Source organism: Halomonas sp. MCCC 1A13316 (assembly GCF_014931605.1).
GTDB lineage: Bacteria > Pseudomonadota > Gammaproteobacteria > Pseudomonadales > Halomonadaceae > Halomonas.
The window spans coordinates 2,171,419-2,197,754 of sequence record NZ_CP053382.1 but is presented as its reverse complement, the minus strand read 5'-3'; the positions used below and the strand labels follow the sequence as shown (position 1 = coordinate 2,197,754).

Below are 26,336 nucleotides of genomic sequence, written 5' to 3'. Positions count from 1 at the left end.
GGCCGCCTCAAGGCGGCCCGTTTCATTGCAGTCTGCCCAACTGGCCGATACCGTCGGCCACCTCGGCAAGGTGGGTCTCGATCAGCGCCCGCGAAATGGAATAGGGCGGCGGCAACTGCGGTAGTCGCTTTGGGTGGAACCAGGCAGCGTCGGCGATCTCGATTCCATCGATACGGATGCGCCGGCTGGCCGCTTCGGCAAAGAAGCCCAGCATCAGCGCATGTGGGAAAGGCCAGGCCTGGCTACGGTAATAGCGTGTACGCCCTACCGTGATGCCCACCTCTTCGTATATTTCTCGATGCACCGCTTCCTCGGCCGATTCCCCCGGCTCGATGAAACCCGCCAGGGTGGAGTAGCGCCCGGGTGGAAAGCGCGGGCTACGAGCCAGCAGCATGGCATCGCCATGGGTGACCAGGGTAATGATGCATGGCGAGATACGAGGGTAGTTGCGGTGACCGCACTGGTTGCAGTGCATGGCGAACTCGGCATCGAGCCGGGACGCAGGCGCACCGCAGCGACCACAGAAACGATGATCGCGGAGCCAGGCGGCAACCTGCAGCGCAGTGGAGATCAAGGGAAACCAAGATTCGGGAAGGCGGGTAAGCCAATGGCGAGCATCGGGCCAGTGCTCACCGGCATGCTCCTCCACCGAAAGGCCGATCGGTTCGTCGTGCCAGTACGCCAACGGTTGTATATTCTCGGGCCAAGGCTGCGCCGGTTGGAGAGGGGTATCATCGGGACCTGGGGCAATACGCCCCGAAGCGACCCGGATGAGTCTTCCGCTGCTGGCCGTCAGGGGCAGCTCACGGCGCAGCATCGTCGTTCCCATGAGGCTGGCTCGCCAACATATCCCACTGGCAGCTTCCCGCCGCCAGTCGAATCTTCTCGAGCTTGGCCTGATGCGCCGCGAGCTCAGCCTGGCCAGGCCGCAGCACACGCAGGGCGCCGGCGGCAAGCGACATGCGCCGGATCGATAGACCGCTGGCCATGGCCTGGCTGTCGCCCCGCTCTTCCGCATCCAATGACAGCGCCGTCTGCCCGCCGGTCATAGCCAGGTAGACGTCGGCCAGAATCTCGGCATCGAGCAGTGCCCCGTGCAGCACCCGACGACCGTTGTCGATCTCGTAGCGCTTGCAGAGTGCGTCGAGGCTGTTGCGCTGTCCGGGGTGGCGCGCACGGGCCAGTTGCAAGGTGTCGAGGATGCGACAGTGCTCCGCCACCGGCCCTAGGCGTGGCTCACCGCGTGCACCCAGCAAGAGTGTGAACTCATTATCGATGAAGCCGACGTCGAAAGCGGCGTTGTGGATCACCAGTTCCGCGCCGCGAATGAATTCCCAGAAGGCATCGGCGACCTCGGCGAATAGCGGTTTGTCGACGAGAAACTCATTGGTGATGCCGTGCACACCAATGGCCTCTGCCTCGACTTCACGCTGGGGGTTGATGTACTGATGGTAGGTATTGCCCGTTAGGCGCCGGTTGACGAGTTCCACAGCACCTATCTCGATCAGGCGGTGGCCCTCGCGTGGATCGATGCCGGTGGTTTCGGTATCCAGAACGATCTGACGCATGATCTAGGACTCAGGTTGGGTGGCTTGCGGCTTGCCGCGGGTCCAGTGGGCATCGATGGCGGCATTGGCCAGCGCGTCGGCACGCTCATTACCGGGGTGGCCGCTGTGCCCCTTGACCCAGTGCCACTCGATACGATGGCGATGAGTCTCCTCGAGTAACTCGCGCCACAGTTCGGCGTTCTTGACCGGCTGCTTGCTAGCGGTCTTCCAGTTGCGCTTCATCCAGCCGTGTATCCACTCGGTAATGCCGCGGCGCAAGTATTCGGAATCGGTCCACAGCTCCACTTCGCAGGCCTGCTTGAGCGTTCTCAGCGCCATGATCGCTGCCATCAGCTCCATCCGGTTGTTGGTAGTGGTCGCCTCGAAGCCGTTCAGGGTCTTCTCATGCCGGCCGCTGCAAAGCACGGCCCCCCACCCACCAGGCCCGGGATTGCCACGGCAGGCACCGTCGGTATGAATGATGACTTTGGGCAATGGCTTGTCGGGGTCACTGACACTCAACTTCGGTGGTCCTTCTGCTTGGTTCCGGTGTGGTACTGCCGACACGCGTGGCATGACCCAGCGCACCACCGCCCAAGGAGCCCTGCAGCCTCAAGCGGGGACGCTGGCTCTGAGCGAGTCGGTTTCGGCGGCGGGCGTGAATGATATAGCTGTCACCTAGCGGCACGTTGTGGCGGCGCCCCAGCGTTTCCAGAACGGTATTGCCAGGCGGACTGCCGGGCAGGTGAAATCCGCAGTAGTCTACCCGCTCGACGCGGAAATCGACAAATGCGAGCCACTCACTCAGCTTGGATGGCGTGCGCCAATGCCCACGCCAAGGCAGGCGGCTGCGGCGCCCCGGCGAGAGTCGCGAGAGACCGCCCATGCCCAACGGCATCCAGCCAAGCACGACCAGGCACCCATCGTCAGCGGTAACCCGGGCCGCCTCCTGCAGCAGCCGATGAGGCTCGTCGACAACTTCCAGCAGATGATGAACGACCACGAGGTGAAGGCATTCGTCGGGCAACGCGAGCGCGTCCAGAGGGCACACCAGAGTGGAAGCGGACTCCGACAGCTCGGTCGTTGGTGCCCAGCGTATGTTATGACGGATGGGCGACATGTCGGTAAGAGAAGGCCCGACGCCGAGCTCCAGGCTATGGCCGCCGTGCAGGCTCTCGCAGATCGGCCCCAGGCAGGCTCGCTCGGCACGCCAGTGGGCCTGGCCATCTTCACTGGACCAGTAGCGACGCCCTTCTCGACACAGCCGTGCCAGGGCAAGCGCTTCATGCGGGTTTGACATTACTGATCATTACCTCCATGATCATCGGTTTTGCAGGCCATTTCTGGCTTTTTGCCGTGCTCGGCCCTCATCTCGAGCGAGCATTCGCGGTGGCGCCCTGCTGTGCCGCCAAGGGCGAGGAACGGACCAACGACCGCCACTCACTTCGGTTGACGACGCGACGAAGGACAGACCGCCTATGCTGAGCGTGACACCGATTCCCGCTTTAAGCGACAACTATATCTGGCTCATGCGCCAGGACACGAGCCCCGACGTCTGTGTCGTGGATCCAGGCGACGCAGAGCCGGTCATCCGTGTCCTCGAGCAAGAAGGGCTCACCCTCGGCACTATTCTCGTCACCCATCATCACCCCGATCATACCGGTGGCTTGCCGGAACTCATCGATCGCTACTCGCCGCAGGTAATCGGACCTGACAACCCGGACATCGACGGCCTGACGAAACGTGTTGCGAAAGGCGATACCTGCCGGGTCATGGGACGGCGCTTCGATGTGCATGAAGTGCCGGGGCATACTCTCGATCATATCGCCTTCTTTACCGCCGGCATCCCGCCACTTCTGTTCTGTGGCGACACGCTGTTTTCCGCAGGCTGTGGTCGTCTGTTCGAAGGCACTCCCGAGCAGATGTACCGTTCGCTGCAGACCCTGACCGCATTGCCGGACGACACGCTGGTGTTCGCTGCTCATGAGTATACCTTGGCCAACCTCAAGTTTGCCCAGGCGGCCGACCCGCATAACCGCGACGTTGCCGATGCCATTGTCGAGGCCCAGCGCGCCCGCGATCTCGACCGCCCTACCCTGCCGAGCCATCTGGCCCGGGAGAAGCGCATCAACCCCTTCTTGCGCTGCGATAACCCGGATGTACGCGCCACGGCTGCGCAGCACGGCAATACCGATACCGACCAGGCCACGTTCACCACCCTGCGTGCCTGGAAAGACAGTTTCTAAGAATCGACGCATCCCATGGGCAGCGTGAACCCCACCTGCCCTGAAGGAGAACGCATGACCTACCGAACGACGCGGCAGTGGACCTTGGCCCTTGCCGGTGGTATCGCCTTGATCGGTGCGCTGTCGGCGACCAGCCCGACACTACTGGCGAGCCCGCATCCCGGCGCTGCGCCGACCCAATCGTCCCACCATTTCTGGGACGACCTGAAGCTCGAGTTTCTCCCCGGCGATGCCTGGGAGCGCTTGCGCGACAACCTGGAATGGCACGATCGCCGCCATGATGCCAGGGTGCAGGAGTGGATCGACTACTACCGGGCCAACCCCGGCAATGTCGTCGAGATCATCGAACGCGCCCGCCCGTGGATGGCATGGATCAACGAACAGGTCGAATTGCGGGGCCTGCCGGGCGAGATCGGATTGATCCCCTTCGTGGAGAGCTCCTACGACCCCTTGGCCCGCAGTCACCGCGGTGCCGCCGGGCTGTGGCAGTTCATGCCCGGTACCGCCGATGCTTTGGGCTTGCATCGCCACAATGGCTACGACGCCCGTCTCGACGTCGTCGCCTCGACCCAGGCGGCGCTGGATTATATCGAGCTGCAGGCCGAACAGTGGTACGAGGGGGATATCGAACTCTCGCTGGCGGCGTACAATGCCGGCGCCGGTACGGTGAACCGGGCTCGACACGCCGCCACGTCACGCGGTGCGCCCAGTGATTACTGGCATCTGCAACTGCCCAGCGAGACGATGAACTACCTGCCCAAACTCAATGCCATCGCTGCCATCATCGACAATCCCGAGGCCCATGGCGTTGCGCTACCCGAGATCGACGACGTACCCGCTTTTGCCAAAGTGCCGGTCACCACAACTATCAACCTGGCGCAACTGGCCACCGTGACTGGCGTGGAACATGCCGAACTCGCTGCGCTGAATCCCGGTCTGATCAATGGCACCGCCAGCCCCGCCACGGTCGACGAAGTACTGGTACCTATCGAACAGGAAGAAGCCATACTTGCAGAGCTGCAGGCTCCGACTCAGTCGACCCCCCACGAAGGTGCACAGTACCTCGTCCAGCGTGGTGATAGTCTCTCTGCCATTGCCGGCCGTCATGGCATCAGCGTGGCCGAACTGCGCCGGCACAACGGTCTCAGCGGCGATGTCATTCACGCCGGCCAACAGCTCGAGATCCCACGCCGCAGCCTGGCGGCACGTTGAATCAGGCAACGAGCATCCGTCGCACACCGAGGTTTACAAGCGACGGATGGCCTGACACCTTATGGCGGTAACGCCCGGGATGCCGGGCCAGCCTCCACGAAGGATCTCATTGATGCGGTTCGTCTTGCGTTCCACTCTCGTCTGTTGTCTGTTGCTTGGCTGGGGAGTCCCGTCTTTCGCCGACGAAGCGGACGAGGTGCCGACGGTGCATGGACTGGCCCTTTACGATGAGCCGGCCCTGCCCGCCGACTTCAGTCACTTTTCTTATGTCGACCCGGACGCCCCAAAGGGCGGCAGCATGACCCAAGCCGCGGTGGGCAGCAGCTTCGATTCGACCAATCCCTTCATCATCCGCGGCACGCCGGCGATCGGTATCGGCGAGATCTACGATACCTTGCTGGTACAGAACCTCGACGAGCCATTCAGCGTTTATGGCCTGCTGGCCAAGGGTATACGACTCGATCCGGACCGCTATTGGATCGAATTCGACCTGCGCCCCGAGGCACGCTTTCATGACGGCGAACCGGTCACTGCCGAGGACGTAGTCTATAGCTTCCACCTGCTGCGCGACGAGGGGAATCCCTTCTACCGCGGCTACTACGCCGACGTGGAAAGCGTCGAGGCGCTCGATCGTCACACCGTGCGCTTCGAGTTCGCGACCAACGACTCCCGTGAACTGCCGCTGATCGTTGGACAACTACCGATCCTGCCCAAGCACTATTGGGAGGAGCGCGACTTCTCCAGCCCCACACTGGACCGGCATCCCGGCTCAGGGCCCTATCGCATCGGCGAAGTGGAACCTGGCCGTCGCATCGTCTACGAGCGCGCGGAGGACTACTGGGGCCAAGAATTGCCGGTCAACGTGGGGCGGCACAATATCGATCGCTTGATCTACGACTACTACCGCGACCGAGACATTGCCTGGGAGGCGTTCAAGGCCGGCGTGTTGGACTATCGCATAGATGCTCGTGCCGCGACCTGGGCCATCGGCTACGACTTCCCGGCCTATCACGAGGGGCTGGTCAAGCGAATCACCGTGCCGGATGGCCAGCCGTCGCGGATGCAGGCCTTCGTGTTCAATCTGCGGCGCGACAAGTTTCAGGATCTGCGGGTGCGCGAAGCGCTCAACCTCACTTTCGATTTTCCCTGGCTCAATGCCAACCTCTTCTATGACACCTACCGGCGCACCGAGAGCTACTTCCAGAACTCGGACATGGCGGCCGAGGGGCTACCGAGCGACGCGGAACTCGAATTGCTCGAGCCCTTTCGCGACGAGCTACCGGAGCGGGTCTTCAACGAACCGCTGCCCGTCGATCATCCCGAGAATCTCCGCGAGCGCCTGCGGCTTGCCTACGACCTGCTGATCGAGGCGGGTTACGAGGTACGCGACGGCACCCTGGTCGATGCCGAGAGCGGCCGCCCGCTCACAGTCGAGGTCATGCTTTACGACAGCGGTATGGAGCGCGTAGTGCAGCCAATGCTGCGCAACATGTCGCGGCTGGGTATCGCCGGCAGCCTACGCATCGTGGATATCAACCAGTACCTCAACCGTGTGCGCAGTTTCGATTTCGATATCATCGTCGGTCAATTCCCGCAATCCAACAACCCTGGCAACGAGCAGCGAGAATACTGGACCGGCGAATTCGCCAACAGCCCACAGAGCCGCAACCTGATGGGACTGGAAAACCCTGCTGTCGATGCTCTGGTGGAGCGGCTGATTCGTGCCGGCAGCCGTGAAGAACTGAACACCGTGGCACGTGCGCTGGACCGAGTCCTGCGCTGGAGCTTCATCACCATTCCGCAATACCACTCCGGCGAGACACGGATCGCCGTCTGGGACAAATTCGGTTATCCGCAGCCCTTCCCGAAGTACGGGCTCGATCTCGCCGCTTGGTGGGTCGATGCCGAACGCGAAGCAGAGATCAACCAGCGCCTAGGCCGCCGCTAGGCCGCCGCTCCATGAGGATGACCTGACGTGAGCCGCTACATCCTGCGCCGACTGCTGCTGATGATTCCCACTCTGGTGGGGATCATGTTGCTCAACTTCATCATCGTGCAGGCCGCCCCAGGTGGGCCGATCGACCAGATGCTGGCCCGCTTCGAGGGAGTCGACAGCATGGTCAGCACACGCATGGACGCCGGCGGCGGTGACGTGGTGGTACGCGACGAGTCGCGTGGCGCACGCGGCATCGATCCACGCTTCATCGAGCAACTCGAACAGCAGTTCGGTTTTGACAAGCCGGCTCACGAGCGCTTCCTGGGCATGATGCGCGATTACGCCACCTTCGATTTCGGCAACAGCTTCTTTCGCGATCGCCCTGTCGTCGAGCTGATGATCGAACGGCTGCCGGTATCGATCTCGTTGGGGCTGTGGACCACCCTGCTGGTCTACCTGATCTCGATACCACTGGGCATACGCAAGGCACTGCACCACGGCTCGCGCTTCGACGTCTGGACGTCGGGACTGGTCATCGTCGGCTACGCCATCCCGGGATTCCTGTTCGCCATCCTGTTGATCGTGCTGTTTGCCGGCGGCAGCTACTGGGACCTCTTTCCCCTGCGAGGACTGACCTCGCCGGATTTCGGTGAGCTTTCCACTTGGGGCAAGATCAAGGACTACTTCTGGCATATCACCCTGCCGGTTATTGCCATGACCATTGGCAGCTTTGCCACCTTGACCATGCTGACCAAGAACAGCTTCCTCGACGAGATTCACAAGCAATACGTGCTGACAGCGAGAGCCAAGGGCGCCAGCGACGGCCGTACGCTCTATGGTCATGTGTTTCGCAACGCCATGCTGATCATCATCGCCGGACTCCCGGGTGCGCTGGTCACCATCTTCTTCACCGGTTCGCTGCTGATCGAGGTGATTTTCTCGCTGGAGGGACTCGGGCTGCTCGGCTTCGAGGCGGTGATGCAGCGTGATTACCCGGTAATCTTCGGTACGCTTTTTCTCTATACCCTGATCGGGTTGATCCTCAAGCTGGTTTCCGACCTCACCTACGTGTGGGTGGATCCGCGCATCGATTTCGAGACACGGGAGTCCTGAGCCAATGGCATTTGCGTTCACTTCCAAGCTCTCCCCCATCACGCGCCGTCGCATCGAAGTCTTTCGCAGCAACCGGCGCGCTAGTGTCTCGCTGTGGATCTTCCTTGCCCTGTTCGTGGTGAGTCTGGGGGCTGAGTTGATCGCCAACGACAAGCCCATCGTCATGCACTACGACGGTGAGTGGTACGTGCCGCTACTGGTGGACTATCCCGAGACGGAATTCGGCGGCTTTCTGCCCACGCGCACCGACTATCACGACCCCTTCATTCGAGAGCAGATCGGAAAGGACGCTATGGCCATCTGGCCGTTGATTCCCTTCTCCTACCAGACGCTGGACATGCAAATGATGCGTCCATCCCCCTCGCCTCCTGATTCGCGACACTGGCTGGGAACGGACGACCAGGGACGCGACGTTTTGGCGCGCGTGATATACGGTTTCCGCCTGTCGGTGTTCTTCGCCCTGGTGCTGACCGGGAGCTCACTGGTGATGGGCGTGATCATCGGCGGTATTCAGGGCTACTTCGGCGGCAAGACCGACCTGATAGGTCAGCGCCTGACCGAGATATGGTCCGGGCTGCCAGTGCTGTTCCTGCTGATCATCCTGGCCAGCTTCGTCCAGCCCGGCTTCTGGTGGCTACTGGGGATCATGCTGTTGTTCTCGTGGCTTGGCCTGGTTGACGTGGTACGCGCCGAGTTCCTGCGTGCGCGAAACCTCGAGTACGTGCGTGCCGCCAAGGCCATGGGGCTTTCGTCACGCCTGATCATGTGGCGTCACGTACTGCCCAACGCCATGGTGGCCACCCTCACCTTCATCCCGTTCCTGTTCACCGGAGCCATAACTACGCTGACGGCCCTCGACTTCCTCGGCTTCGGCCTTCCGCCAGGCTCGCCCTCGCTGGGTGAGCTGGTGGCCCAAGGCAAGAATAATCTGCATGCGCCCTGGCTTGGCATTACCGCCTTCGTCAGTCTGTCACTGATGCTCTCGCTGCTGGTCTTTATCGGTGAAGGGCTGCGTGACGCATTCGATCCACGACATATTCAGCACGCATCCAGCGCCACGCCGCTGACCAGGACCCAGCCCAATGCCTGACACACGTTCACAACCCTTGCTACGCCTCGACAAGCTCTCGATTGCCTTCGATGGCAAGCCGGTCGTGCGCGAGTTGACTTTGGAAGTACGGCGCGGCGAAACCTTGGCATTGGTCGGTGAATCCGGCTCCGGCAAGTCAGTCTCGGCTCTCGGCACCATGAACCTGCTACCGGATAATGCTCAAGTCACTGGCGGTCGCTGGCTGGGCGACACCGACCTCACCGCCCTGAAGAAGCGGGAATGGCAGGCACTACGAGGCGGTCGTGTCGGCTTCGTGTTCCAGGAGCCGATGACCTCACTAAACCCGCTGCATACCGTAGCCAAGCAGATCGGAGAGACGCTGCGCCTGCACCAGGGGTTGTCGGGTCGGGCGGCACGTGAACGCACCCGCACGCTGCTCCAACAGGTCCAGCTCCCGCGGCCCGACGAACTGCTCGACGCCTGGCCGCATCAGCTCTCGGGCGGTCAGCGTCAGCGGGTGATGATTGCCATGGCCATTGCCAACGAACCGGAGCTGTTGATTGCCGACGAGCCGACGACGGCACTCGATGTCACGGTACAGCAGGAGATATTGGCACTGCTTGCCGAGCTACGCGATCGCCATGGCATGGGTATGTTGTTCATCACCCACGACCTCAATCTGGTACGCCGCCATGCCGACCGCATCTGCGTACTCTATGACGGGAACGAGCAGGAGACGGGCCCCGTCGGTGAGGTCTTTGCCTCGCCACGCAGTACCTATACGCGGACGTTACTGGATGCCGAGCCGACCGGGCGGCCGACACCTGTCTCCTCAACCCAGGCTCTGCTCGAGGCGCGCGGTGTTGCAGTGAGCTTCCAGCGGCCCAAGCGGCTGTTCGCCAAGCGCCCTCCCGCTTTCGAGGCAGTGAAACCGATCGACTTGCACCTGGCACCGGGTGAAACGCTGGGTATCGTCGGCGAATCCGGCTCCGGCAAGACCACCCTGGCCATGGCACTGCTGAGGCTTGTGGAAAGTCGCGGCGAGATCGAGCTCGACGGAGAGCGGCTCGACCGCCTTACCGGCAATGCCCTGCGCAAGCGTAGGCGCCGCATTCAGGTGGTCTTCCAGGATCCCTACGGCTCGTTGTCACCACGCATGCCGGTTTCCGACATCATCAGCGAAGGCCTGCGCTTCCACTACCCTGAGCTTGCCGACGATGAAGTGGAGAAGCGCGTCCAAGCCGCTATTCAGGAGGTGGGCTTGCCCGCTGACTGTGCCGCACGCTATCCGCATGAGTTTTCCGGCGGCCAGCGACAGCGAATCGCCGTAGCCCGTGCCCTCATTCTGGAACCAGCCCTTGTGGTGCTCGACGAGCCCACGTCGGCGTTGGACCGCACCGTGCAGAAGCAGCTCGTGGAACTGCTGCGTGACCTGCAGGCTCGGCGAGGATTGAGTTTTCTCTTTATCAGTCACGACTTGGCCGTGGTGCGTGCCATGGCCCATCGCGTGTTGGTGTTGAAGGATGGGGAATTGGTGGAACAAGGGGACTGTCAGGCGCTGCTTTCCGCCCCCACCAGTGACTATACTCGTGCCCTAGTCAAAGCAGCAGGCCTCACCCCACTAACTTAATGATGGTCAGAGTTCCACTGCTGTTTTTGGGCAGCAAGAAGATAACGGTATAAAACTATCGCATGACTAAGAATGCCGAACGCGATCTATAGCAGCCTTTGCCTTATACTTGGCACCTCGTGCCCACCATGAAAGTGGTAACGCCTTACATGCGCTGTCTTGTCCTCTTGCTGCGGCTATCCGCGCTACTGGTATTGTTCTCGTTACCTGTCGTGGCGACGGCCTCGCCCGTGGATATCGATACGGGCTGGGAATATCGCTGGGGAGACTCGCCTCGACTCGACGACGGCACACCTGCGTGGCTCGTCGAATCAGGGACGGAGGCTAACTGGCACCCCATCGACTTCCCTTCCAACCCGCCCGACCGCCAAGGGAATCAACATGTGTGGTTTCGCATCACTCTGCCTGAGGGCGATTGGCGCGACCCGATTCTGTATATCTACAGCATCGACCTGATTGCCCAAGCCTATCTGGATACCGAACTGATCTACCAGCATGGCCTTTTCGACGCTCGTGGCGAAGGACCTTTCATCGGCTGGCCCTGGCATGCGATCAGCCTGCCCGAGAACTTCCCCGGTCGCCAACTCACCTTCCGAGTCTACTCCAACTACACCGATATCGGACTGTGGGGTGAAGTCCGCCTGATGGACCGCCCCGAGTTCTTTGCCATGATCATGAATCGCTCGGCAACCGACCTGATGGTCAGTGCCTTCTGCCTGTTGCTCGCACTCTTGGCCGGAGGCTTTGCGGTGGTTCACCAGCGCCGACAGACTTTTTTCGGCATTGGGCTCTTTTCGCTCGCCTCGGGTGTGATGATCCTGGCCGAGACCCAGGCCAGCCAGCTTTTGCTGGCGATACCGCTACTTTGGGACTATCTGGCGGCGGCTAGTTACTATGCACTTCCGGTGGGCATCGGTCTCTTGCTCGAATCCTGGTTCTCGAATCATCATTCGCGCTGGATTCGGCGCCTGTGGCAACTTCATCTTGGCTACCTGTCTCTGGCTCTGGGTCTGGCCCTGAGTGGTGTCATCAACCTTTCCAGCACCTTTCCGCCTTACGATGCTCTGCTGGCCATCAGCTTGCCCGTGCTGTTCGTCCTCATCGCCACACACCTCAAGCAGCTCAACGGAGAGCAGCGGCTGATCATCGCGGCCTATGGCCTGTTCGCCTTGCTGCTGCTGCTCGACATGGCAGTTGCTCACGGCCTGTTACCGTGGCAGCGAATTCCGGTCAGCCTGGGTGCACTGGGCTTCAGTCTTGCCATCGTGGCGATCTCGCTGCGTCATTACGCCCTTACACAACGAGAACTGGTCGAATTGAATCAGCACCTCGAGCAACAGGTTGCCGATCGCACACAAGATCTGCAGCACATGGTCGAGCAGCTACGGGCATTCTCCTATCAAGACTCGTTGACCGGCTTGAAGAATCGCCGACACTTCGATGAGTTTTTCGCTCATGAGGCGGCCATCGCCCGACGCGGTTCTACGCTGAGCCTGGTTATGCTCGATATCGATCATTTCAAGCACTTCAACGACCTGTACGGGCACGAGGCGGGTGACGCAGTACTGGTAGATGCGGCACGGCTGATCGGCGAGCACTTCCGCGAGGCCGACGTGGTCTGCCGCCTGGGTGGCGAGGAGTTCGTCGTGGTAATGCCTGGCGCCACGGCACAGCAGGCCAGCGAAGCGGTCGAGCGATTGCTGGACTCCATGCGCCAGCGACTCTTTCTCCATGGTGGCGAAGTGCTCGGCTGCGTCAGCCTCTCCTGCGGGATCGCCAGCTATCCGACACATGCCGACGACCCGATCGAACTGATTCGCTTGGCCGATCAGGCACTCTATCGGGCCAAGCATCGTGGCCGCGACCGTAGCGAAACCTATGCTCCGTCCACCTGACTCAGGTGAACAGGGCAACCTCATCGTCGCTCAGCTCACGCCACTCCCCCACAGCCAGATCCCCGAGCGACAGCGGTCCCACCGATTCGCGATGTAGCATTGTGACGCGATTGCCGATGGCGCCAAACATGCGCTTGACCTGATGATAACGTCCTTCGTACAGGGTCAGCTCGGCCTCGTGGCTGCTACGCATCACGAGTTCTGCCGGCAGCGTCGGCTTATCCTCCCCCTCGAGCAGCAACCCCTCCGCGAACAGCTGGGTGGCAGCGGCCAATGCCTCGTCTGCGAGCGGCTCGGCCAATGTGGCCTGATAAACCTTGGCGTAGCGCTTACGCGGTGAGCTCACACGGTGCGACCACTGACCATCGTCGGTTAGCAGCACCAACCCGGTGGTATCGACATCGAGCCGCCCTACCGTCTGCAGGCGCTCGGCCTTGGGCAGATCGATGAGTTCGACGGCGCGTGGATAGAGTCCGCGCCGGGCGCTGCATTCGACCTCGGAGGGTTTGTTGAGCATCACGTAGCGCAGGCCGACCAGAGCCAGCGGCTGCCCGTCCCACTCCACTCGGTCGGACACTTCCACTTGGCTGGCTGGCTGTTTGATTACCACGCCGTTGACGCTGACTTCACCGCGATGTAGTGCCTTCTTGGCCAGGCTGCGAGTCAGTTGCGTGGTTTCCGCCAGGAAGCGGTCAAGGCGCATCAGTACCCGACTCCGTCGGCCAGCGTGAAATGGTCGGCGTCGCGCCAGGCGGGAAACTTTTCGCGGAAAGCGTCGAGGTCGGCGCGAGAGAGCGTGCCGGTCTTGATGAAAGCGGTATCGCGCGGCTCGTCGATAATCGCTTCGCCCTTGTAATCCACCAGCATGGAATCGCCGGAGTAGCGCATGCCATTGGCATCCTCGCCGACGCGATTGACGCCGATGACGGGGCACAGGTTCTCGATTGCGCGTGCTTGCAACAGGATTCGCCATGGGTGTCGCCGCGGTGCCGGCCAGTTGGCGACGCACAGCAGCGCATCGTACTCGAAGTGTTCGTCGGGCCCTGGGCTCTGGCGCATCCATACCGGGAATCGCAGGTCGTAGCAGACGCTGAGCAGGATACGGAACCCCTTCAGCGTCACGATTACTCGGTCATGTCCCATGGAGTAGCGTTCATGCTCGCCGGCCATGCGGAACAGGTGCCGCTTGTCGTAGCAGACCCGACTGCCGTCCGGTCTCGCCCAGATCAGGCGGTTGTAGTAGCAGCCATCCTCGACGATCGCCACGCTACCGGTCACGACGCACTTGCGCTTGCATGCCTGTTCGGTCAGCCATGTAGCGGCGCGGCATTGCTCCATGGGCTCGGCCATCTCGCGGGAATTCATGGTAAACCCGGTGGAGAACATTTCGGGCAGCACGATGAGATCGGTCTCGTCACCACCGAGCTCGCCCAGCTGCTCTTCGAGCATGCGACAGTTGGCCTGAGGATCTTCCCAGCGCAGGTCGCACTGGACCAGGGTCGTACGCAAATCGCTCATGGAGTGGTTCCCTTGCGGTTACTCGTTTATCGCATCAGCCTAACTCAGGCTGGCAGAGACGTCAGCCCGCTTCCGCGCCTGGCGAAACGACGCGGGACCATGGAGCCGAGTTCAATAGGCTGCTAAATTGTAGCCTTAATTCTTCAGAGTGACTGGCATGTCCCTGCAGTTCATGAGTGATCGCGAAGCCGCGCGTGGCGTCGGCTTCGGTCTGGCCGCCTACGCCATGTGGGGCTGCTTTCCGCTGTTCTTTGCCTTGTTCGAAGGCATCCCCGCCTACGAAGTGCTGATTCATCGCATCGTCTGGTCGTGCCTGTTCCTGGTCGGATTGGTCACTCTGCTCAAGCGCTGGGCGCCCATCCGCAAGGCATTTACCCAGCCAAGGCGCTTGGGACGTGTGCTTGGCTGCGCCGTGCTGATCGCTATCAACTGGGGGCTCTATATCTACGCCGTCGAGACCCGTCAGGTGTTCCAGGCCAGTCTCGGCTACTTTCTCACCCCGCTGATCAACGTTGCATTGGGCATGCTGGTGCTGCGCGAGGCAATGGCCGGGCTGCAGCGCATTGCCGTCGTGCTGGCCGGCACGGCCATCGCCATCCAGTTGCTATTGCTGGGTGAGCTGCCTTGGATCAGTCTGACGCTGGCGCTGAGCTTCGGCACCTATGGCTTGCTGCGCAAGCAGGTGCCTCTCGACGGGCTGTCAGGTCTGTTCGTGGAAACCCTGCTATTGCTGCCGCTGGGACTACTGGCCCTCGCCTGGCTCAGCGCAAGCGAGCTTTCCCACTTCCTGGATGGGTTTCGCGTTTCGATGCTGCTGGTGGCAAGCGGTGTGATCACTGCCTTGCCGTTGCTGGCCTTCGCCGGAGCGGCACGACGGTTGCGCCTCGCTACGCTGGGGTTCTTGATGTACCTCAACCCCACTATCCAGTTTTTCATTGCACTGCTGGTGTTCCACGAACCGCTCTCGCCTGTGCAGCTAGCCACCTTTGTGCTGATCTGGGCCAGCCTGGCGCTCTACTCCTGGTCAGCCTGGAGCACTCGGACACGCTCGCCGCTGGCGCCGGCCGGCACCGCATCAGCGCCAGAGCAGCGCTGACACGGCGACACCGTGCCAGCGCTCGAAGGTTTACGCAGTCTCTGGCTTGTAGCCGACACGGAACCCGCCCCAGTGCTTGCCACTTACATAAATAGGGACGGACAGGTCGTGCATGATCTCGCCGGTATCTCGCTTGTAGGTCTGCAGTAACAATGTCTGCTCGTGGGTTCCGCAGCGTTGACCGGTGGTGTCTTCGTAGATGCGCCGGTTGCGACAGAACTTCAGGTCGTGCTCGTAGTCGCCGGTAGGCGGCTTGCTGCTTTGCACGTTGTGCGTAGGAATATAGCCGCGACGATCGATACCGATGGCATAAGCCACACCCAATCGCTCCAGAAGTGGCTCCTGAACGACCGGGAAGTGCTCGTCTGTGTAATGCACGAAGCCGGTCTCGTACTGCACCGGGTTGGTCCCGGAGATCGGCGTGTACTGGGCATGAAAGAGAGTTTGCTCGTCCAGCTCGCCCTGCTTGAGCGCGGAATCGAGCATTGCGCCGATCTTGACTGCCGCCTGACGTGCCGCCTCGAACACCTGCTGATGGCGACCTTCGAGGCGCTGCTGGGCGAGAGCTGCATCGACCGCTTCGGCGCCCTCCATCAGTGCACGAGCCTGGCTCGCCAGACCGTGCATGTCGCGATTGCCTTGCTCGGCATCCTCTTCCAGCGAGCCCAGGGTGCCGGCCACGCGCTGGGAGTGCCGATTGGTATCCTCCATCGACTCAGCAATGGAACGAATCTCGCCTTCTACCTGATCGAAATGGCCCGTCATTTCGGTAAGCTGCTCACCGACCTTGCTCATCTCCTTGGCTCGGTCGCCCACGCGCTGCATCAGATGGCCGATGGTATCGACCACGCGGTGGCTGCTGTCGCCGATATCCCCCACCAGCGCTTCGACGTTACGCGTGGCATCGGCGGTACGCCCAGCGAGCTGACGCACCTCTCCGGCCACTACCGCAAAGCCTCGTCCGTGCTCGCCGGCCCGGGCGGCTTCGATCGAAGCATTGAGTGATAGCAGGTTGGTCTGCTCGGCAATCTCTTCGATCAGCGAGGTCACATGGCGAACGCTGTCCGCCTTCTGGCTCAGTACGTTGAGCAGTTCCAGCGCCTCTTCGGAACGCTCGGCCAAGGCTTGCATTTCATCGATCACCTGCCCCAGCGACTCGCGACTGACATGGCTGGCATCACGCGAGCGGCTCGCCAGGGTGGCCACATTGGAAGCGCTGGCCGCTACCTGTTCGATCGCCGAGGTGATTGCCGCCATGCTCGAGGAAGCTTCCCGTACGGTCTGCTCCTGACGTTCCAGCCGCTGGTCCATTCGATCGGCATGATGAGAAACCTCGGCGGAAGCGATGGCCGTGGTACTGGCTTGTCGAATCAGGCCGTGAGCCATGCGCCGTAGCGAGAGGTAGTCGCGGGAAGCGGGTAGCCAGACATGGAAACGGTCGTTAGCCAATGAATCGGCGCTGGCGCGATAGATCGCGGCCAGGCCGCTCAACGCGAGCATGGCGCCCGCGAGCATTGCCAGCCCCACGGAGAGGAGCGCCTGCCACTCGGCGCCGCCGCGGTAGCCGATCAGAAAGCCGGCAGCAAGCGCAACCGCGGCCAGCAGGAGCATCAGTATCCGCATGCGTGTCGTCTCTTTGTTATAGGTGTCTGCGAAGATTAACTTTATGTAAGCGAAGTTCGCATCACCACTTTCGCCTGACAGACGAAAGCGCTACTCAAGTCCTGTCTCGAGTGGCCGATAGTGATTTTTTGGCCGGCGTGCTCTCCTCCGCGACATGATGCAAACGCCGGACGTCTCTCTCTGCGAGACGTCCGGCGGATCTCAGGCCTGGCTGGCAGCCAGGGCCTGCTCCAGATCGGCAATGATGTCGTCGACGTGCTCGATACCGATGGAGAGCCGCACCATATCGGGCGTCACACCGGCAGCGACGAGTTCGTCGTCACTCAGTTGGCGGTGGGTGGTAGAGGCCGGAATCGATGAGCAGGTCTTGGCATCGCCGATGTTCACCAGGCGCAGGATCATGCTCAGGGCATCGTAGAAGCGCGCCCCTGCCTCGCGACCGCCCTGAATGCCGAAGCTGAGGATGCCCGAGGCATGGCCGTTCATGTAGCGCTGGGCCAGGGCATGGTCCTTGTGGTTCGGAAGTCCGGCATACTGCACCCAGGTGACCGCCGGGTGCCCTTCCAGGTATTCGGCCACCCGCTGCGCGTTGTCGCAGATACGCTCGATACGCAGTGCCAGCGTTTCCAGCCCCTGCAGCAGATTCCACGCTGCCTGTGCGGAGAGCGCCGCCCCCATGTTGCGCAGCGGCACCACCCGTGCCCGGGCGATGAAGGCCGCCTCGCCCCACGTCGCGGGTATAGCTCACACCGTGATAGGAGACATCGGGTTCGTTGAGCAGAGGGAAGCGCTGGGGGTGAGCGGCCCAGGGAAACTTGCCGGAGTCGACGATGACGCCGCCGATCGTGGTGCCATGGCCGCCTATGTACTTGGTCGCGGAGTGGATGACGATATCGGCACCGTGCTCGATCGGCCGCCACAGGAACGGCGTGGGCACGGTATTGTCGACGATCACGGGCACACCGTGGCGGTGCGCGACCTCCGCCAGCCTTTCCATGTCGACCACGCTGCCCGAGGGGTTGCCGACGCTCTCGCAGAATACCGCCTTGGTGCGTGCGTCGATCAGCGACTCGATACCGTCGATGTCGTCCTTGTCGGCAAAACGCACCTCGATGCCCTGTCGCGGCAGGGTGTGGGCGAAGAGATTGTAGGTGCCGCCATAGAGTTCGCTGATCGAGACGATGTTATCACCGGCCTCGGCGATGGTCTGGATCGTATAGGTGATCGCGGCCATGCCCGAGGCCACCGCCAGTCCGGCGATCCCGCCCTCCAGCGCAGCGATACGCTGCTCCAGCACGGCACATGTCGGGTTCATGATGCGTGAATAGATGTTTCCCTCGACCTTGAGGTCGAACAGATCGGCGGCATGCTGGGCGCTGTCGAAGGAGAACGAGGTGGTCTGGTGGATCGGTACCGCCACGGCGTGTTGGTCGTTGGGGGTATAGCCGTGGTGGAGGGCAATGGTCTCGGGCTTCATGGCGTGTCCTGTCGAAAGTTGTCGTTGCACCGTGTTATTTCACCTGATGCTAACCAAGACTCAACTCGATCACCAATATCGTTTAGTCTGGTTGTCCCCCTACCCTGCCACACAAGAGACGGGATGCTCAGACGCTACCTACCGATCCTCACCTGGCTGCCTCACTACAACCGCCGCCTCGGCGCTGCCGACCTGTTGGCGGGCTTCATCGTTACCGTGATGGTGATACCACAGTCCCTGGCTTACGCCGTACTCGCCGGTCTGCCGGCCGTCGTCGGGCTTTATGCCAGCCTGCTTCCGGCGCTAGCCTACGCATTACTCGGCACCAGTCGCACCCTGGCCGTCGGGCCGGTCGCCATCATCGCGCTGATGACTGGTGCGGCACTCTCCGGCGTGGCCACTCCGGGCACGAATGATTACCTGCAAGCCGCACTGGTGCTCTCCCTGCTGTCGGGTGCAATCCTGATCATCATGGGGCTACTGCGAATGGGCTTCGTGGCCAATTTCCTCAGTCACCCGGTGATTGGCGGTTTCCTCTCGGCCTCGGGCATCCTCATCGCCGCCAGTCAGATCGGCCATCTGCTCGGCATCGAGCTGGCTGCCCGGGAACTGCTGCCGCGTTTAATGGAGCTGGTTCAGAATCTGCCCCAACTGCACTGGCCAACCCTCGCCATCGGCTTGGGGAGCCTTTGCTTCCTGTTGCTGACGCGCCAGTACGGTCGGACCAGCCTGCGTCGACTCGGTCTGCCCGGACAAATAGCCGACCTGCTGACTCGGGCCGGGCCAGTCTTCGCCGTGCTGATTACCACCCTGACAACCTGGCACTGGGGGCTCGAGCAGCGCGGCGTGACCGTGATCGGAGAAATCCCTCAAGGCCTGCCACCGCTGACCTTGCCCAGCTTCGACGCCGCACTGTGGCAAGCCCTGCTGGTGCCGGCGCTATTGATCAGCATCGTTGGCTTCGTCGAGTCCGTTTCGATGGGCCAGATGCTCGCCGCGCGCCGCCGCGAACGCATCTCGCCCAACCAGGAACTGCTGGCCCTTGGCGGCACCAACCTGGCGGCGGCATTCACGGCCGGCATGCCCGTCAGCGGCGGCCTGACGCGGACGGTAATCAACCATGATGCCGGTGCCCAGACGCCGCTGGCAGGCCTGTTCGCCATGCTCGGCATCGGAGCGATAACGCTGCTCCTCACTCCAGCGCTGCATTACCTGCCCATTGCCACCCTCGCGGCCACCATCACGGTATCGATCATCACCCTGATCGATGTCGCCATGATCCGCCAGACCTGGCGCTATTCGCGCAGCGATTTCTCGGCCATGGCCATAACTATCCTGCTGACCCTGGTCGAGGGCGTCGAAGCCGGCATTCTCGGCGGGGTCACGCTCTCCATCGGGCTATTCCTCTACCGCACCAGCCGCCCGCATAGTGCCCTGGTCGGTCGTATACCCGGTACCGAGCACTTCCGCAACGTGGAGCGCCACGAAACCGAGAGCGTCAGCCACGTAGCACTGCTGCGCATCGACGAGAGCCTCTACTTCGCCAATGCTCGATACTTGGAGGATACCGTCTACGACCTGGTGGCGACGCGGCCCGAACTCGAGCACGTCGTGCTGATCTGTTCGGCGGTAAACTTGATCGATGCCTCGGCGCTCGAGAGCCTGGATGCCATCAATGCCCGTCTCAATGACTCACGCGTCATGCTGCACCTGGCCGAGGTGAAGGGGCCGGTCATGGATCGGCTCAAGCGCAGCGATTTTCTCGACGACATGACCGGACGGGTTTTCCTCAGCAGCTACGCCGCCTGGCGGGAACTCTCTCGCTCTTCGGAATAGTGCGCCAGGCGTAGGAAGGCCGCTCACTCGAGCGGCTCAACCCTATACTTTGGTCGATCATCTCGCGTCAGCGTTCCCTGGGTGACTCGGGCAACCCCTTCTTTTCTCGACATTCTTGTCTCACCGAAAAGTCACGTTCCGCCTAGCGAAAACTCGATGAGGTCTCTTTACCTGGCATGCGTTGACACCGACGCAGCGCCTTCCTAGTATCGATCACAGATTTCGGAATCCAATACCGCACAGCAAAACAATAACCACTTCAACAGCACAGGAGCCTTCTATGCGCCAGCTGTCTCGCTCTAGCGTTCTCGCCGCACTTCCCCTCGCGCTGTTCTCAGTCAGCATGGTCCAAGCCAACGAGGTTGAACTGCCCGGCACCATGGCCTGGACGGCCTACGGCACCAATTCCAGCGGCTATGCCCAAGCCGTCGCCATCGGCAACATGCTGCAGAACCAGTACGGCACCTCGGTTCGCGTTCTTCCCGGCGACAACGACGTGTCGCGCATGACGCCCCTCAAGCAGGGCCGAGTCGACCTGTGTGCCTGCGGTATCGCCAGCTACTACGGTGCCGAGGGTGTACTGATGTTCGCCGATCGCGACTGGGGCCCGCAGCCGATCCGCGTCATCACTACTTCTACCGCCTCGTTCGGCCTGTCATTGGCCGTGGCCGGAGATATCGGCGTGGAAACCCCGGCGGACCTCGCCGGCAAGCGAATCGCGTATATACGCGGCGATGACGCTTTGAACAAGGGAACCGAGGCCTACCTGGCGTTCGGCGGCCTGACCTGGGACGACGTCGAGCGCGTCGACTACCCGGGTTATGCACGCTCTTTCGACGGCATCATCGCTGGCGATGTAGACGCCTCCTTCACCACTTCCGTGACACCGCCCGCCCAGCAACTCGCCAGCAGCCCGCGCGGCATCAGTTGGCCGGTACTGGATCCCGATGACGCCGCGGGGTGGGAGCGCATGCTGGCAGTGGCGCCGTACTTCCAGCCCCACGAAGTCACTGCCGGGGCCGGCGACGTCAGTGCCGACAATCCCGTACCCAGCGCCAGTTACCCCTATCCGATCGTGGTGGCCAACCAGGATCTCGACGACAAGGTCGCCTATGGCCTGATCAAGGCGCTGCAGGAGAACTATGACGACTATAAGGATGCCGCCCCCGGCGCCGTGGGCTATGCCTTCGAACACCAGGATCTCACCTGGGTCCTGCCCTTCCATGACGCCGTGGTCGAGTATTACAAGGAAATCGACGAATGGACTGAGGAGATGCAGGCTCACCAGGACAAGTTGATCGCGCGCCAGGACCTGTTGCTCGAGACATGGGACGATTTTCTCACCGACGCCCCTGACGACGAGGAGGAGTTCAGCAAGGCCTGGATGGATGCGCGCGGGAAAGCGCTCAGCGATGCCGGCTTCGATCCCGTATTTGAATGAACAGCCGATAAAAGCCTGATCCCGGGGCGGCTTCGCCGCCCCTCTCCCGATTCACGGACGCCGCCATGACCACCGCATCATCCCCCCCCGAGTCGCCCCGCCAGCTCAAGGAAAAGGTCACTCACGTTCGCCCGTTGCCTACCGCCCTGCGCTGGATCCCAGGCGCCGTGACGGTGGTGCTGATGCTGATGACCCTGGATTATCTGTTCAACCTGGGGTGGCTTCGCTTCGTTACCGGGCTGGAAACCCAGTTTTATTACGCCGTAGTGGCCCTGCTGCTGCCTCTGGTCTACCTGTTGTGGCCCATCAAGTCGTCGCTTCAGTATCGTCCGGTACCTTGGTACGACTATGCGTTGAGCCTCGTAACGCTGATCGTCGGTGGTTATTTCGTCTACAATGCCGAGTCGATCCTTGAGCGTGGCTGGGCTTTCGCCGCACCCGATACTGCGATCATCGCCAGCTATGCCTGGTGGTTGCTGATCATCGAAGCCGCTCGTCGCGCCGGAGGCTGGCCCATCGCCGTGATCGCCGCGACTTTCTCGCTCTACCCCCTGGTCGCGGATATCGTGCCGGGGCCAATACAGGCGTTCCCCTCCACCCTGGAGGAGACCGCCATGTATCACACCATGAGTACCGAAAGCATCATGGGGGTACCGCTGCAGGCCTTTGCCGGCCTGGTCATCGGTTTCCTTGTCTTTGGCGTGGTGCTGCAGAAAAGCGGGGGCGGAAAATTCTTCATCGACCTGGCCTTCGCCCTGCTGGGACACGTACGTGGCGGCCCCGCCAAGGTTTCCATCTTCTCAAGCGGCCTGATGGGCTCGATGAGCGGCAGTGTGATCAGCAACGTGCTGACCACCGGTGTGTTGTCGATTCCCGCCATGCGTCGCATCGGGATGGGGCGATCCTTTTCCGGCGGCGTGGAAGCCTGCGCTTCCACCGGTGGCGTATTGATGCCGCCGGTAATGGGAGCAACTGCTTTCGTCATGGCGATGTTCCTCGACGTACCCTACGCCGCTGTGGCATTGGCTGCCGTCATCCCCTCGATACTGTATTTCCTCGGCCTGTTCATCCAGATCGACGCCTATGCTGCACGCCATGACATCAAGGGTCTGCCCGCTGAGGAGCTGCCTTCGATTTGGCAGACCCTCAAGCAGGGCTGGTACTTTATCTTTGTCTTCGCGCTGCTGGTGTGGATGCTGCTGATCATGCAGCGCGAAGCCGTGGCGCCGTTCTACGCTACTGCACTGCTGCTGGTGCTCAATCAGTTCTCGCGGCGCAACCGCTGGGGGCTGCGCGAGCTGGGTGAGTCGCTCTCCTCGGCGGCCAAGCTGTTCGCCGAGCTGATCGCCATCCTCGCCGGCGTAGGCATGCTGGTCGGCGCGCTGTCGATGACCGGGCTATCCGGCACCATCGCCAACGACTTCATTCACATCGCCGGGGGCAGCGTGCCGCTGTTGCTGATCATGGGGGCGCTGACCAGCTTCGTGCTGGGTATCGGCATGACCGTCACCGCCGCCTACATTTTCCTTGCCGTGGCGCTGGCACCCGCCCTGATCCAAGGCGGCGGGCTCGATCCCATGGCGGTGCACATGTTCATCCTCTACTGGGGCATGCTCAGTTTCATCACGCCCCCCGTCGCTCTCGGCGCCTTCGCCGCCGCTACCGTGGCCGGGGCTCGCCCCATGGCCACCGGCCTGCAGGCCATGCGCCTGGGCAGCGTGATCTATTTCATACCGTTTTTGTTCGTGCTCAACCCGGCCTTGATCATGCAGGGCGATGCGCTGCAGATCGGTCTGGTCTTCGTCCAGGCGGTAGTGGGCATCGTGTTGTTCGCCTCCGCCATGCAGGGCTACCTGATCGGCGTGGGCCGCCTCGGCATCGGCATGGTCTCGGAGTGCGTGGCTCGGCCGTTGGTGTTGCTGGCCGGCCTCATGCTCGCACTGCCCGGCGGCGGCATGGTGCCGCTGAGCCAGCTCGAACTGTTCACCTTCGCGCTCGCCGCGCTGGTCCCGGCCGTCGTCATTTCACGCTGGAGCCAGCGACAGGCAGGGCAGCGAGAGACGCGCCTGACGCCCCCCATCGATTCATGAGGTATTGCATGACCAGCCCCGTGACCTATCAATGCCAGGATGGCATCGGTGTCATTTCCATCGACAACCCACCGGTCAATGCCCTCGGTCAGGCCGTTCGCCAAGGCCTGATGGATGCCGTCGTCCAGGGCAACGGTGACCCCGACGCCCTGGTGCTGGTGCTGGTTGCCCGCGGCCGCACCTTCATCGCCGGTGCCGATATCCGTGAGTTCGGCAAGCCACCCCAGGCGCCGATCCTGCCCGAGGTGATTGCTTGCCTCGAGTCCAGCGCTAAGCCCATTGTCGCCTCGCTGCACGGAACGGCACTCGGAGGTGGGCTCGAAGTGGCGCTGGGATGCCAGTTGCGCGTGGCATTGCCAGGCACAAAGGTCGGTCTGCCCGAGGTCAAGCTTGGCCTGTTGCCCGGTGCCGGGGGGACCCAGCGCTTGCCGCGCCTTGCTGGTATCGAGGCGGCGCTGGACCTGATCACCAGCGGTCGCTTCGCATCGGCCGAGGAAGCACTCGAGCTCGGCATCGTCGACGCCGTGCTGGAGTTCGGTAGCCCGCTCGAGGCCGGGCTAGCAGCGGCACGCGACGTGATCGACGGCAGGCGAACGCCGCGAGTCACCGGCGAACTTCCGCCACCCACGGCTAATCACGCGGCCGTCGAACGCTACCGTGCGAAGCTCACAGCCGAGGTGCCGGAGCTCTTCTCACCCTTCCGTTGTGTCGATGCCATCGCCGCCAGCAGCGAAGGCAGCCTGGCCGAGGGGCTGAGCCGCGAGCGCGCACTGTTTGTCGCGTGCATGGATTCTCCCCAGCGTGCCGGGCTGATCCACGCCTTCTTCGCCGCTCGCGCGCCTCACAAGGTCCCCGACGCCGGCGAGGCACCCGCGGTGACTCGCATGGCCCTGCTCGGCGAGCATCCACTCTTCAAGCGTTTAAAAGCCAAGGCCGAGCGCGCCGGCATCGAACTGAGTGACAGTCCCGATGCCGACACGCAAGCCTGCCTCCTCGCCCCCGGTGCCGATACGGCGTGCCCCGCACACTGCCTGCGCATTGCTCTGCTATCGCCCAGCGAAGCTGAGGATCTCGACACTATCGGCAGCGCCATGGCACTGATCGTGCCTAGCGAGGGAGGCATGGCGGAGTTGGTCGCTCTGAGCGCCGGTCCCGACCAGCAGCAGGCCGTCGCCAATGCGCTGAAGGCGCTGCGCCAAGGGGTCGTGGTGAGCCGTCGGGGTAGCCTGCTGGCGGCACTGGACAAGGCGATCCGCGACAATCGGCCCAACCCGCATGCGGCAATGGACGCCGCCAGCCTGATGCTGGCAAGCCGCGGCTGGGCCTACCGCGACAGCGATATCGACCTGCTTGCCATCGAGGCGTTCGACTACCCGCGCCACCTGGGTGGCCCTCACCGCCAGGCCACTCTTGGAGGACACGCCTCGTGAATCTTGATTTCTCCCCCGATGAGAAAAGGTTTCGCCAGCAAGTCCGGGATTTCCTGGCTTCCGATCTCCCCCTAGACATCCGGGAACGCGTGAGACTCGGCCGACGGCTCTCCGCCGACGATCACATCCGTTGGCAGGACCTCCTGAGTCAGCGTGGCTGGCTCGGTGCCAACTGGCCGGAGGAGCATGGCGGCCCGGGCTGGGGCCCGGTGGAACGACACATCTTCGATGAGGAGTGCGCCGCGGCTCACGCGCCGACAATCGTGCCCTTCGGTGTCAGCATGGTCGCGCCGGTGATAATGAAGTTTGGCAACCAGAACCAGCAGCGCCACTATCTGCCGCGCATCCTCGCCAACCACGACTGGTGGTGCCAGGGCTACTCCGAGCCCGGTGCCGGCTCCGACCTGGCCAGCCTGCGCACCCGGGCCGTGCGCGATGGGGATGACTACGTGGTCAGTGGACAAAAGACGTGGACCACCCTGGGCCAGCACGCCAACATGATGTTCTGCCTGGTGCGTACCGACCCCGAGGCAAAGAAGCAGGCCGGCATCAGCTTCCTGTTGATCGACATGCAAAGCCCGGGGCTCAGCGTTCGGCCCATCATCACGCTTGACGGGGCTCACGAGGTCAACGAGGTGTTTCTCGACGAGGTGCGCGTACCGGTCGCCAACCGCGTCGGCGAGGAGGGTCAGGGTTGGACCTGCGCCAAGTTCCTGCTTACCCACGAACGCACCGGCATCGCCGGACTGGGCCACGCAAAGCAGGCGCTGCGTCATCTCAAGTCGGTGGCTAGTCGTGCTCGACATCGCGGCCGGCCACTGCTCGAGCTGCCCAGCTTCCGTCACCGCGTGGTCAAGGCGGAGCTCGAGCTGATGGCGCTGGAAGTCACGCACTTACGGGTACTCGCTGCCGCACGCGACGGCGGCGCCCCCGGCGCCGAGAGCTCTCTGCTCAAGGTGCGAGGGTCCGAGCTGCGCCAGGAGCTCAGCGAGCTGACCCGCCGCGCGCTGGGCCCGGCGGCGCTGCCGTTCTTCCCGGAGTTTCTCTTCGGCGACGCGCAGCTCGACGCCGAGCAGGCCGAAAATGCCGCCGCCGGCGCCCAGTATCTCAATCGGCGCAAGCTTTCGATCTACGGCGGCAGCAACGAGATTCAGAAAAGCATCGTCGCCAAGACTCTACTCGGCATGTAAGGAGC

Annotated in this window: 20 protein-coding genes and 1 pseudogene; 13 read left to right on the top strand and 8 right to left on the bottom strand. The window is 62.5% G+C overall.

Annotated elements, in window-relative coordinates:
• Positions 1-22: 22 nt before the first annotated feature.
• From nudC to HNO52_RS10135, 4 genes are read right to left on the bottom strand one after another with little or no spacing between them, the layout of a single operon-like run.
• Positions 23-817 carry an NAD(+) diphosphatase gene (gene nudC / locus HNO52_RS10150; RefSeq protein WP_197569179.1) on the bottom strand — a complete coding sequence of 265 codons (795 nt, stop codon included), beginning with the start codon at positions 815-817 and terminating at the stop codon, positions 23-25.
• Positions 804-1,568 carry a DNA polymerase III subunit epsilon gene (gene dnaQ / locus HNO52_RS10145; RefSeq protein WP_197568996.1) on the bottom strand — a complete coding sequence of 255 codons (765 nt, stop codon included), beginning with the start codon at positions 1,566-1,568 and terminating at the stop codon, positions 804-806. Before dnaQ ends, nudC begins: the two co-directional genes overlap by 14 nt.
• 3 nt (positions 1,569-1,571) lie before the next feature.
• On the bottom strand, positions 1,572-2,069 hold the full coding sequence (rnhA, locus tag HNO52_RS10140) for a ribonuclease HI (protein ID WP_232090711.1): 498 nt from the start codon (positions 2,067-2,069) through the stop codon (positions 1,572-1,574).
• Positions 2,056-2,847, bottom strand: coding sequence for a methyltransferase domain-containing protein (locus tag HNO52_RS10135; RefSeq protein WP_197568994.1), 792 nt, complete (start codon positions 2,845-2,847; stop codon positions 2,056-2,058). Before HNO52_RS10135 ends, rnhA begins: the two co-directional genes overlap by 14 nt.
• Before the next feature lie 178 nt (positions 2,848-3,025).
• Here HNO52_RS10135 and gloB point away from each other — a divergent pair, with 178 nt between their 5' ends.
• From gloB to HNO52_RS10100, 7 genes are all read left to right on the top strand, one after another.
• Complete coding sequence (gloB, locus tag HNO52_RS10130) at positions 3,026-3,793, top strand: hydroxyacylglutathione hydrolase (RefSeq protein WP_197568993.1); 768 nt, start codon at positions 3,026-3,028, stop codon at positions 3,791-3,793.
• Positions 3,794-3,847: 54 nt separating this feature from the next.
• Positions 3,848-5,005 carry a transglycosylase SLT domain-containing protein gene (locus HNO52_RS10125; protein WP_197568992.1) on the top strand — a complete coding sequence of 386 codons (1,158 nt, stop codon included), beginning with the start codon at positions 3,848-3,850 and terminating at the stop codon, positions 5,003-5,005.
• Between the two features lie 112 nt (positions 5,006-5,117).
• Complete coding sequence (locus tag HNO52_RS10120) at positions 5,118-6,953, top strand: extracellular solute-binding protein (protein ID WP_197568991.1); 1,836 nt, start codon at positions 5,118-5,120, stop codon at positions 6,951-6,953.
• 27 nt (positions 6,954-6,980) lie between these two features.
• Positions 6,981-8,054, top strand: coding sequence for a microcin C ABC transporter permease YejB (locus HNO52_RS10115; RefSeq protein ID WP_197568990.1), 1,074 nt, complete (start codon positions 6,981-6,983; stop codon positions 8,052-8,054).
• A 4-nt stretch (positions 8,055-8,058) separates the two neighbouring features.
• Positions 8,059-9,144: an ABC transporter permease gene (locus HNO52_RS10110; RefSeq protein WP_197568989.1), complete on the top strand. Its 1,086-nt coding sequence runs from the start codon at positions 8,059-8,061 to the stop codon at positions 9,142-9,144.
• Entirely contained in the window at positions 9,137-10,735 is a 1,599-nt protein-coding gene (locus tag HNO52_RS10105; RefSeq protein ID WP_197568988.1) for an ABC transporter ATP-binding protein, read from the top strand. The genes HNO52_RS10110 and HNO52_RS10105 overlap by 8 nt, the downstream gene beginning before the upstream one ends.
• 149 nt (positions 10,736-10,884) lie before the next feature.
• On the top strand, positions 10,885-12,630 hold the full coding sequence (locus HNO52_RS10100; protein ID WP_197568987.1) for a GGDEF domain-containing protein: 1,746 nt from the start codon (positions 10,885-10,887) through the stop codon (positions 12,628-12,630).
• Position 12,631: 1 nt separating this feature from the next.
• Here HNO52_RS10100 and HNO52_RS10095 read toward each other — a convergent pair whose 3' ends face one another.
• Both HNO52_RS10095 and HNO52_RS10090 read right to left on the bottom strand, forming a co-directional pair.
• Positions 12,632-13,333 (bottom strand): pseudouridine synthase, encoded by a 702-nt coding sequence (locus HNO52_RS10095; RefSeq protein ID WP_197568986.1) that lies wholly within the window; start codon positions 13,331-13,333, stop codon positions 12,632-12,634.
• Positions 13,333-14,148, bottom strand: a complete 816-nt coding sequence (locus HNO52_RS10090) for an amidohydrolase (RefSeq protein ID WP_197568985.1) — start codon at positions 14,146-14,148, stop codon at positions 13,333-13,335. The genes HNO52_RS10095 and HNO52_RS10090 overlap by 1 nt, the downstream gene beginning before the upstream one ends.
• Positions 14,149-14,305: 157 nt before the next feature.
• Here HNO52_RS10090 and rarD point away from each other — a divergent pair, with 157 nt between their 5' ends.
• The gene (rarD, locus tag HNO52_RS10085; protein ID WP_197568984.1) at positions 14,306-15,244 is read left to right on the top strand and encodes an EamA family transporter RarD; all 939 of its coding nucleotides are present in this window, start codon (positions 14,306-14,308) and stop codon (positions 15,242-15,244) included.
• A 30-nt stretch (positions 15,245-15,274) separates the two neighbouring features.
• Here rarD and HNO52_RS10080 read toward each other — a convergent pair whose 3' ends face one another.
• The gene (locus HNO52_RS10080; protein ID WP_232090705.1) at positions 15,275-16,867 is read right to left on the bottom strand and encodes a methyl-accepting chemotaxis protein; all 1,593 of its coding nucleotides are present in this window, start codon (positions 16,865-16,867) and stop codon (positions 15,275-15,277) included.
• Positions 16,868-17,068: 201 nt separating this feature from the next.
• Positions 17,069-18,344, bottom strand: a pseudogene (locus HNO52_RS10075) (O-acetylhomoserine aminocarboxypropyltransferase/cysteine synthase family protein).
• 123 nt (positions 18,345-18,467) lie between these two features.
• Between HNO52_RS10075 and HNO52_RS10070 the strand changes: the two are divergent.
• The 5 genes from HNO52_RS10070 to HNO52_RS10050 all read left to right on the top strand — a co-directional run bounded on the left by HNO52_RS10070 (position 18,468) and on the right by HNO52_RS10050 (position 26,331).
• Positions 18,468-20,180 (top strand): SulP family inorganic anion transporter, encoded by a 1,713-nt coding sequence (locus HNO52_RS10070; RefSeq protein ID WP_197568983.1) that lies wholly within the window; start codon positions 18,468-18,470, stop codon positions 20,178-20,180.
• Between the two features lie 280 nt (positions 20,181-20,460).
• A complete protein-coding gene (locus HNO52_RS10065; protein WP_197568982.1) occupies positions 20,461-21,621 on the top strand; it encodes a TAXI family TRAP transporter solute-binding subunit in 1,161 nt (386 codons plus the stop codon).
• Positions 21,622-21,686: 65 nt separating this feature from the next.
• Entirely contained in the window at positions 21,687-23,711 is a 2,025-nt protein-coding gene (locus HNO52_RS10060) for a TRAP transporter permease (RefSeq protein WP_197568981.1), read from the top strand.
• Positions 23,712-23,719: 8 nt separating this feature from the next.
• Entirely contained in the window at positions 23,720-25,141 is a 1,422-nt protein-coding gene (locus HNO52_RS10055) for an enoyl-CoA hydratase/isomerase family protein (protein ID WP_197568980.1), read from the top strand.
• Entirely contained in the window at positions 25,138-26,331 is a 1,194-nt protein-coding gene (locus HNO52_RS10050; RefSeq protein ID WP_197568979.1) for an acyl-CoA dehydrogenase family protein, read from the top strand. Before HNO52_RS10055 ends, HNO52_RS10050 begins: the two co-directional genes overlap by 4 nt.
• Positions 26,332-26,336 lie beyond the last annotated feature (5 nt).